Here is a 6,183-nt window from a genome sequence, read left to right on the forward strand (position 1 = left end):
GATGTCCGAAGAATACGATCCGCATGCCAAGCGAATGCTTGGCAATTTTCCGCAAGCGTTCTCACATGTGGGTTTGGTCAACACGGCACGCAACTTGGTCGGCGAAGGAGGCCCCGCCGAAGAACGTGGCCACGAAGAGGACTAATTAATCTGGGAACACTGGTTTATCGCGGATGGCAGTACAGCGTTCAACGCGGACTATTCCTCGTCTTCTTCGACGGGACACCTCAAAACCACTAACGAACAGGTTTTTAGGCTATAAGTGTTTTGTGTGATCTCGGTCCCATTTTCGTCAAACAACGCCGTGTCAAACACGCGTTGCCAAAGCTTGCCGTCAGCCAGACTGGGCAATCGAAACTCCGTCTCTTGCGCGTGGTCCGCATTGAACAACATCAGTATGTGATCACCGATTATCGGTTCGCCATACTCGTCCACGTCGATCTTGCCACCGCAAAAATGGACTCCCAGACATCGGACGCTTGGGTCGTTCCAGGTGGTGTCACTCATCTCTTCGCCGTTCGGATCGAGCCAAGTGACATCCAAACTATCCAACCCACGAATTGCTTGGCCATGGAAAAAGCGGCGACGATGGAACACCGGCTGCGACTTGCGAAGCGTAATGACCTGTTGCACGAAGTCACGTAATTGGCTTTCGGATTCGTCGGAGGACCAATCCAACCAAGTCAATTCGTTGTCTTGGCAATAGGTGTTGTTGTTGCCATGTTGTGTATGGCTGCGTTCATCCCCGCTCAACAACATCGGCACGCCTTGTGACAGCAATAAGGTTGCCAGGATTGCTCGTTTCTTTTTCTCACGAAGCCGCACGACCTTTTCATCGTGGCTGGGGCCTTCCTCGCCGCAATTCCAACTGTCGTTGTGGTCCGCGCCGTCGCGGTTGTCCTCTTTGTTGGCCTCATTGTGCTTGTGGTCGTAGGAAACCAAATCGTTGAGTGTGAATCCATCGTGACACGTTACAAAGTTGACACTGGCATGGGGACGCCGACCATTCCATTGGTACAGATCGCTTGATCCAGTGATTCGCGTCGCAAACTCGGACGCTAACCCGCCATCCCCTTTCCAGAAACGACGAATGCAGTCTCGATAGCGACCGTTCCATTCGGACCATCCCACCGGAAAGTTACCAACTTGGTAGCCTCCCTCGCCCAAATCCCATGGTTCGGCGATCAACTTAACTTGTGACAGCACCGGATCTTGGTGAATGATGTCGAAAAAAGCACCCAGTTTATCAACTTCATGCAACTCTCTCGCTAATGTGCTGGCTAAATCAAAACGAAATCCATCCACGTGCATATGCGTAACCCAGTACCGCAGACTGTCCATGATGAATTGCAACACACGAGGGTTGCGAACGTTTAGCGTATTTCCACATCCGGTGTAATCCATGTAGTAACGTGGATCATCGGCAACCAACCGATAGTAAGCTGCATTATCGATGCCGCGAAATGAAACCGTCGGTCCCAGATGATTTCCTTCGAACGTGTGGTTGTAGACAACGTCAAGGATCACTTCGATATCCGCATCATGGAGGTTTCGCACCATGGTTTTGAATTCACGGATGACCTCCAGTGGATCGTCGGTTGCGGCATAACGCGGATCTGGGGCAAAGAACCCCATCGTGTTGTAACCCCAATAATTGGTCAGCCCCTTTTCTTGTAGATAGCGATCATCGCTATGGACTTGGATCGGCAATAATTCGACCGCGTTGACCCCAAGTTCGGTAAGGTAACTTATCGACTCATGCGAGCCGAGTCCGGCGTAGGTGCCACGGTGAGGCTCGTGGATTGCTTCGTTCTGTTTTGTAAATCCTTTGACATGCAGTTCATAAATGACCAACTGGTGCGACGGAATGCGGGGAAATCGATGGTCTCCCCACGTAAACGCCTCATCCACGACCATTGCCAATGGAGCGTCTGCTGCGTTATCAGCAGAGCTGAACGATAGGTCTTCGTTTTCGTCGCCCACCGAATACCCATGCAACGCGTCGGACCACTTGGGTAATCGAGCGATTGCTTTGGCATACGGATCAAGTAACAATTTATTGGCATTGAATCGGTGTCCTTCTTCCGGTTCGTACGGCCCATGCACTCGATAACCATACAACAGGCCGGGCCGCGCATCAGGCAGGTAGATGTGCCATACCATGTCGGTATGTTCTGCCATTACGCATCGCTGAGACTCCTTTTGATCGCCGACGTCGTCGAACAAACACAGTTCCACTTTGGTCGCATTCTCGCTATAGAGTGCAAAATTGACGCCGCGACCGTCCCATGTCGCACCCAATGGATAAGGACGCCCTGGCCATACGCGTAAAGGATGCATCGTCTTCCTAGTTTGTTAAAATGCTAAAAGGAAACTCAGTAAAAACTTCGCTCAACTGCAGACGTCCGCCGCTCGTGTCAATCGAATTCACGCGAAACGTTTGTTCGGTGAACGAGTCACGCAGTTGCGTGCAAGCTTCGCTAGGCAATATCACCTTCGTGTCATCCCAAGCCGAACCCAGGAACGGATCCAGTGAGACGATCGGGGATGCGGTCTGCAGGAATTGCACAGGTAATCGCGGCATTATCACAATGGCCCAGCGATCCTTGAATCGCCGTGAAAAAGCGATAACGTGCTCAGCGAACTTGCCGCTGGTTGGCAGCGGGCTGTACTCCCCCGACGCAAATGTCGGCCAGTGTTGCTGACGCGTGCGCAACGCACGCAGTGTGGTGAACAGTTTCAGTTTGTTGATAAAGCCGCTGCGGAGCGAACGAACAAGTTCGATGGGGCTAGCGTTGTAATACGATTGAATCTCACTCAGCACCTTGGTACGCGTCGCGAAATCAACCGCTTGGCGATTGTCGGGATCGACGAGATGAAAATCCCAAAACTCATTGCCTTGATAAAAATCAGGAACTCCAGGAAGCGTCGCTTTCATGATCACCTGGCTAAGCGAATTTACATAACCGGGACCTGCGATTCGGCAAGCAAGTGTATCGATCAGGCGAAAACGGTCCTGGTCGCGATTCGATAGCAGTTCGGTTACAAACAGATCGATGGCGGATTCGAAAGATTCGGACGGCAATCGCCACGACGTATGTTGCTTGGCTTCGCGAAATGCCTTTTTAAAATAGGCCAGCATACGCTCAGTGTAGTCGTCCCAATTTGTTGTCGACGTGGACTCGCCCGCGGGTTCGATGGGCCAAGTTCCCAGCAGGGTTTGGTGGATCAGATACCTTGAATTGACGTCGGGTACTTCTTTGCCATCATGACGTTTGACCAGCGTCTGGACCTCCGCATCCCATCGCTGGAAAACGTCCTGATAGTGTTCGGGGATTTCCGAGAGAACATGCAACCGCGCTCGGACGTCTTCTCCTCGCTTGGCGTCGTGGGTGGCGGTGGTCGATAGACTGCGCGGCCAATCGGTCGCACGTCGCTGCATGTGGCGGTGAAATTCGTCGGTCGTGCTGCCCGTCGCGCCAAGTTCGGCTCCGACTTCGTTCAGTGACACGAGTGGATAGTAGCGGTAGAAGGCGGTGTCCTCGATTCCTTTGGCCGTCACTGGCCCCGTCACCTGTTGCAAGCGAACGGCGAGTGCACGCCACTGTGATTTCAAGTCATCACTAAGGTCGACCGGAAATTCCAACAGCAACACGCGAGCGAGGAAGTCGAGTGCAGCGCGAGACATGGTGGGGTTGCGGATTTTCGCCCAGCGGATAGCGTCGCGGATGCGGCCAATGTCCTCACTGCCAACATCCCATCCGACGGGACGAGTGTAGGTGCGATAAACCGAAAAACAGGCGATCCATTCTTGTAGTGCGCGCGTTAATACCGGATGGGTAAAATCGCATGAACGGCGATCGGCGCGAGCTAGCCGGAATAGATGCGACGCAAGCACGTATAACTCGCTCGCCATCGCATCATGCAAGATCGTCATCTTGCCCTGGTACGCAATATCGCGTGGATGATCGGGAGCATGAGTTAGCTTGTTGTAAAACGACTGCAACTTGGGGACGCCGACGGGATCGACAAGCACGCCAGACAATTGATTCAAAAACTCGTAGCCAGTCGTCCCGCTGATCTCCCAGTCCTCGGGCAGTGTTTCTTCACCCGATAGGATCTTTTCAGCAACGACCCACAGTTCGCGCGAAGAAGAGTCGGTCTGCGATTTTTTGAACGCAGACTGCAAGTCCTTGAAATACTCCGCTGGATCGAGCAATCCATCGGGATGATCCACTCGCAAACCCGTGACGATGCCCCGTTTCAATAAATCAAACGTCAGCGAATGAACCGCATCAAACACTGCCGGTTCTTCGACGCGGATCGCCGCCAAGTCGTTGATATCAAAGAAGCGACGGTAATTGATTTCATCCACCGCGACTTGCCAGAACGCCAATCGGTAGTACTGCTGACTCAGTAATACCTCCAATGCATCAAAGCTGTGTGGATCGCCCACCATGCCATTGATCCGATCGATCGCAGCATCGGTGACATCGACAATGATGGGTTCCATGGATTGCAACTGCGTCAACCGTCGCCTGGCAACGGATTGTTCACGGTACCGTTCTTCGATTGAAATCGTCTGCGCGCTCAGACGTCGCAACTGTGTGGCGATACTGTACAGTTCATCTTTCGCAGAGCTGTCCATGGATGACGGTAGTTCCTTTCCTGCATCCTCCAAAATCAGCGCCCAACTAGCCGGATTTAGCGGGAAGCGACGGTCGAAATAAGTCAAACTAAAACCGTCGGTGTCCCGCTGGACCTGCAATTCTCCCGCTTCTAACGTTTCACCGAAAGGCTTGCCAAGAAAAGGAAGCAAGACACGGTCTGGGGAATCAGTACCCGGCGGATTCCAGTCGATGTCGAAGAAGATCGCCGATCGAGCCGCTGGTCCATTTTCGAGCACATCGTTCCAATGCGCGTTGTCAGGATCGTTGATTCCCATGTGGTTGGGCACGATGTCCAGCACAATTCCCATTCCTGCGTCTCGAGCGACCTTGGCCAGTCGATCAAGTGCATGCAAATCGCCAAACGCGGGTTCGATTCGCGAGTGGTCGACGACATCGTATCCGTGTTGGCTGTCCTCGCGGGCATGAAAAAACGGCGACAAATAGAGATCGCTAATCCCCAATTCGTTCAAATAGGGAATCAAACGTTCTAGTCTTTCAAAGCCAAAGTCGCTTCTCAGCTGAAAGCGATACGTGGCTCGTGGCAAACGATTGACCGTACTGGATTGATCGATCGCGGAGGATGAAGCTTGTGTTGCAGTCGGCGACATGGACGTGCCTTCCTTAGATAAGAAGGTCCCAATGGAGGGACGTGAACGAAGGCGATCGCAGATGCAAATCCGGTACCAAATTTGCTAACCAAGCTGGCTCGGCCAAGCGGCCGGTGACAGACAGGGGTGTGTCACGTTCTGCTGCATCTTTGAACACTTTGAAATTTGGAAACGATTCAATGCAAACTGAGTTGAAACGTCGTATGGCCGTGGGAGCGGAGGTGCTAGAAAACGGAGTCCATTTTCGCGTGTGGGCACCCAAACGAAAACAGGTCAATTTGAAGCTGAGTGAATCGAGTGACTTGATTCCGCTCGAAGAGGAAGGCAACGGATATTTTAGTGTTTTCTGCAAAGGCATCGGCGACGGAACGCGATATTCTTTTCGACTCGATGATGATGACTACGACTATCCCGACCCTGCTTCGCGTTTCCAGCCCGATGGTGTCCACGGGGCATCCCAAGTGGTCGATCCCGAGTCATACCGATGGAATGATCGCGATTGGCGGGGAGTCGAACTGCAGGGACAAGTCATCTACGAAATGCACATCGGTTGTTTTACAGACGCAGGCACTTGGAAATCGGCGGAAAGCAAGCTTCCGTTTCTTGTTGAGACGGGAATCACGATGTTGGAAGTCATGCCGGTAGCCGATTTCGACGGGCAATTCGGTTGGGGGTATGACGGTGTCAAATGGTATGCGCCGACGCGTTTGTATGGATCGCCGGATGATTTCCGGCACTTTATCGATACCGCTCATCAACTCGGTTTAGCCGTGATTTTGGATGTGGTGTACAACCATTTTGGTCCTACGGGGAACTACACCGGTGCTTTCTCACCTCATTTTGTTTCACACCGTCCATCCGACCGAATGGGGTGACGCCATCAATTACGATGGCGAACAGGCAGG

The 6,183-nt window shown here is 52.6% G+C and carries 3 protein-coding genes; 1 reads left to right on the top strand and 2 read right to left on the bottom strand.

All coding sequences use genetic code 11. The features are described from left to right. Positions 1-198: 198 nt before the first annotated feature. Positions 199-2,340 (bottom strand): glycogen debranching protein GlgX, encoded by a 2,142-nt coding sequence (glgX, locus tag RMSM_RS06080; protein WP_040764350.1) that lies wholly within the window; start codon positions 2,338-2,340, stop codon positions 199-201. Between the two features lie 7 nt (positions 2,341-2,347). Beyond that, complete coding sequence (gene treY, locus RMSM_RS06085) at positions 2,348-5,278, bottom strand: malto-oligosyltrehalose synthase (RefSeq protein WP_008693072.1); 2,931 nt, start codon at positions 5,276-5,278, stop codon at positions 2,348-2,350. 179 nt (positions 5,279-5,457) lie between these two features. Here treY and RMSM_RS06090 point away from each other — a divergent pair, with 179 nt between their 5' ends. Beyond that, entirely contained in the window at positions 5,458-6,153 is a 696-nt protein-coding gene (locus tag RMSM_RS06090; protein WP_144057412.1) for an alpha-amylase family glycosyl hydrolase, read from the top strand. Positions 6,154-6,183 lie beyond the last annotated feature (30 nt).

The organism is Rhodopirellula maiorica SM1, from assembly GCF_000346295.1.
Lineage (GTDB): Bacteria > Planctomycetota > Planctomycetia > Pirellulales > Pirellulaceae > Novipirellula > Novipirellula maiorica.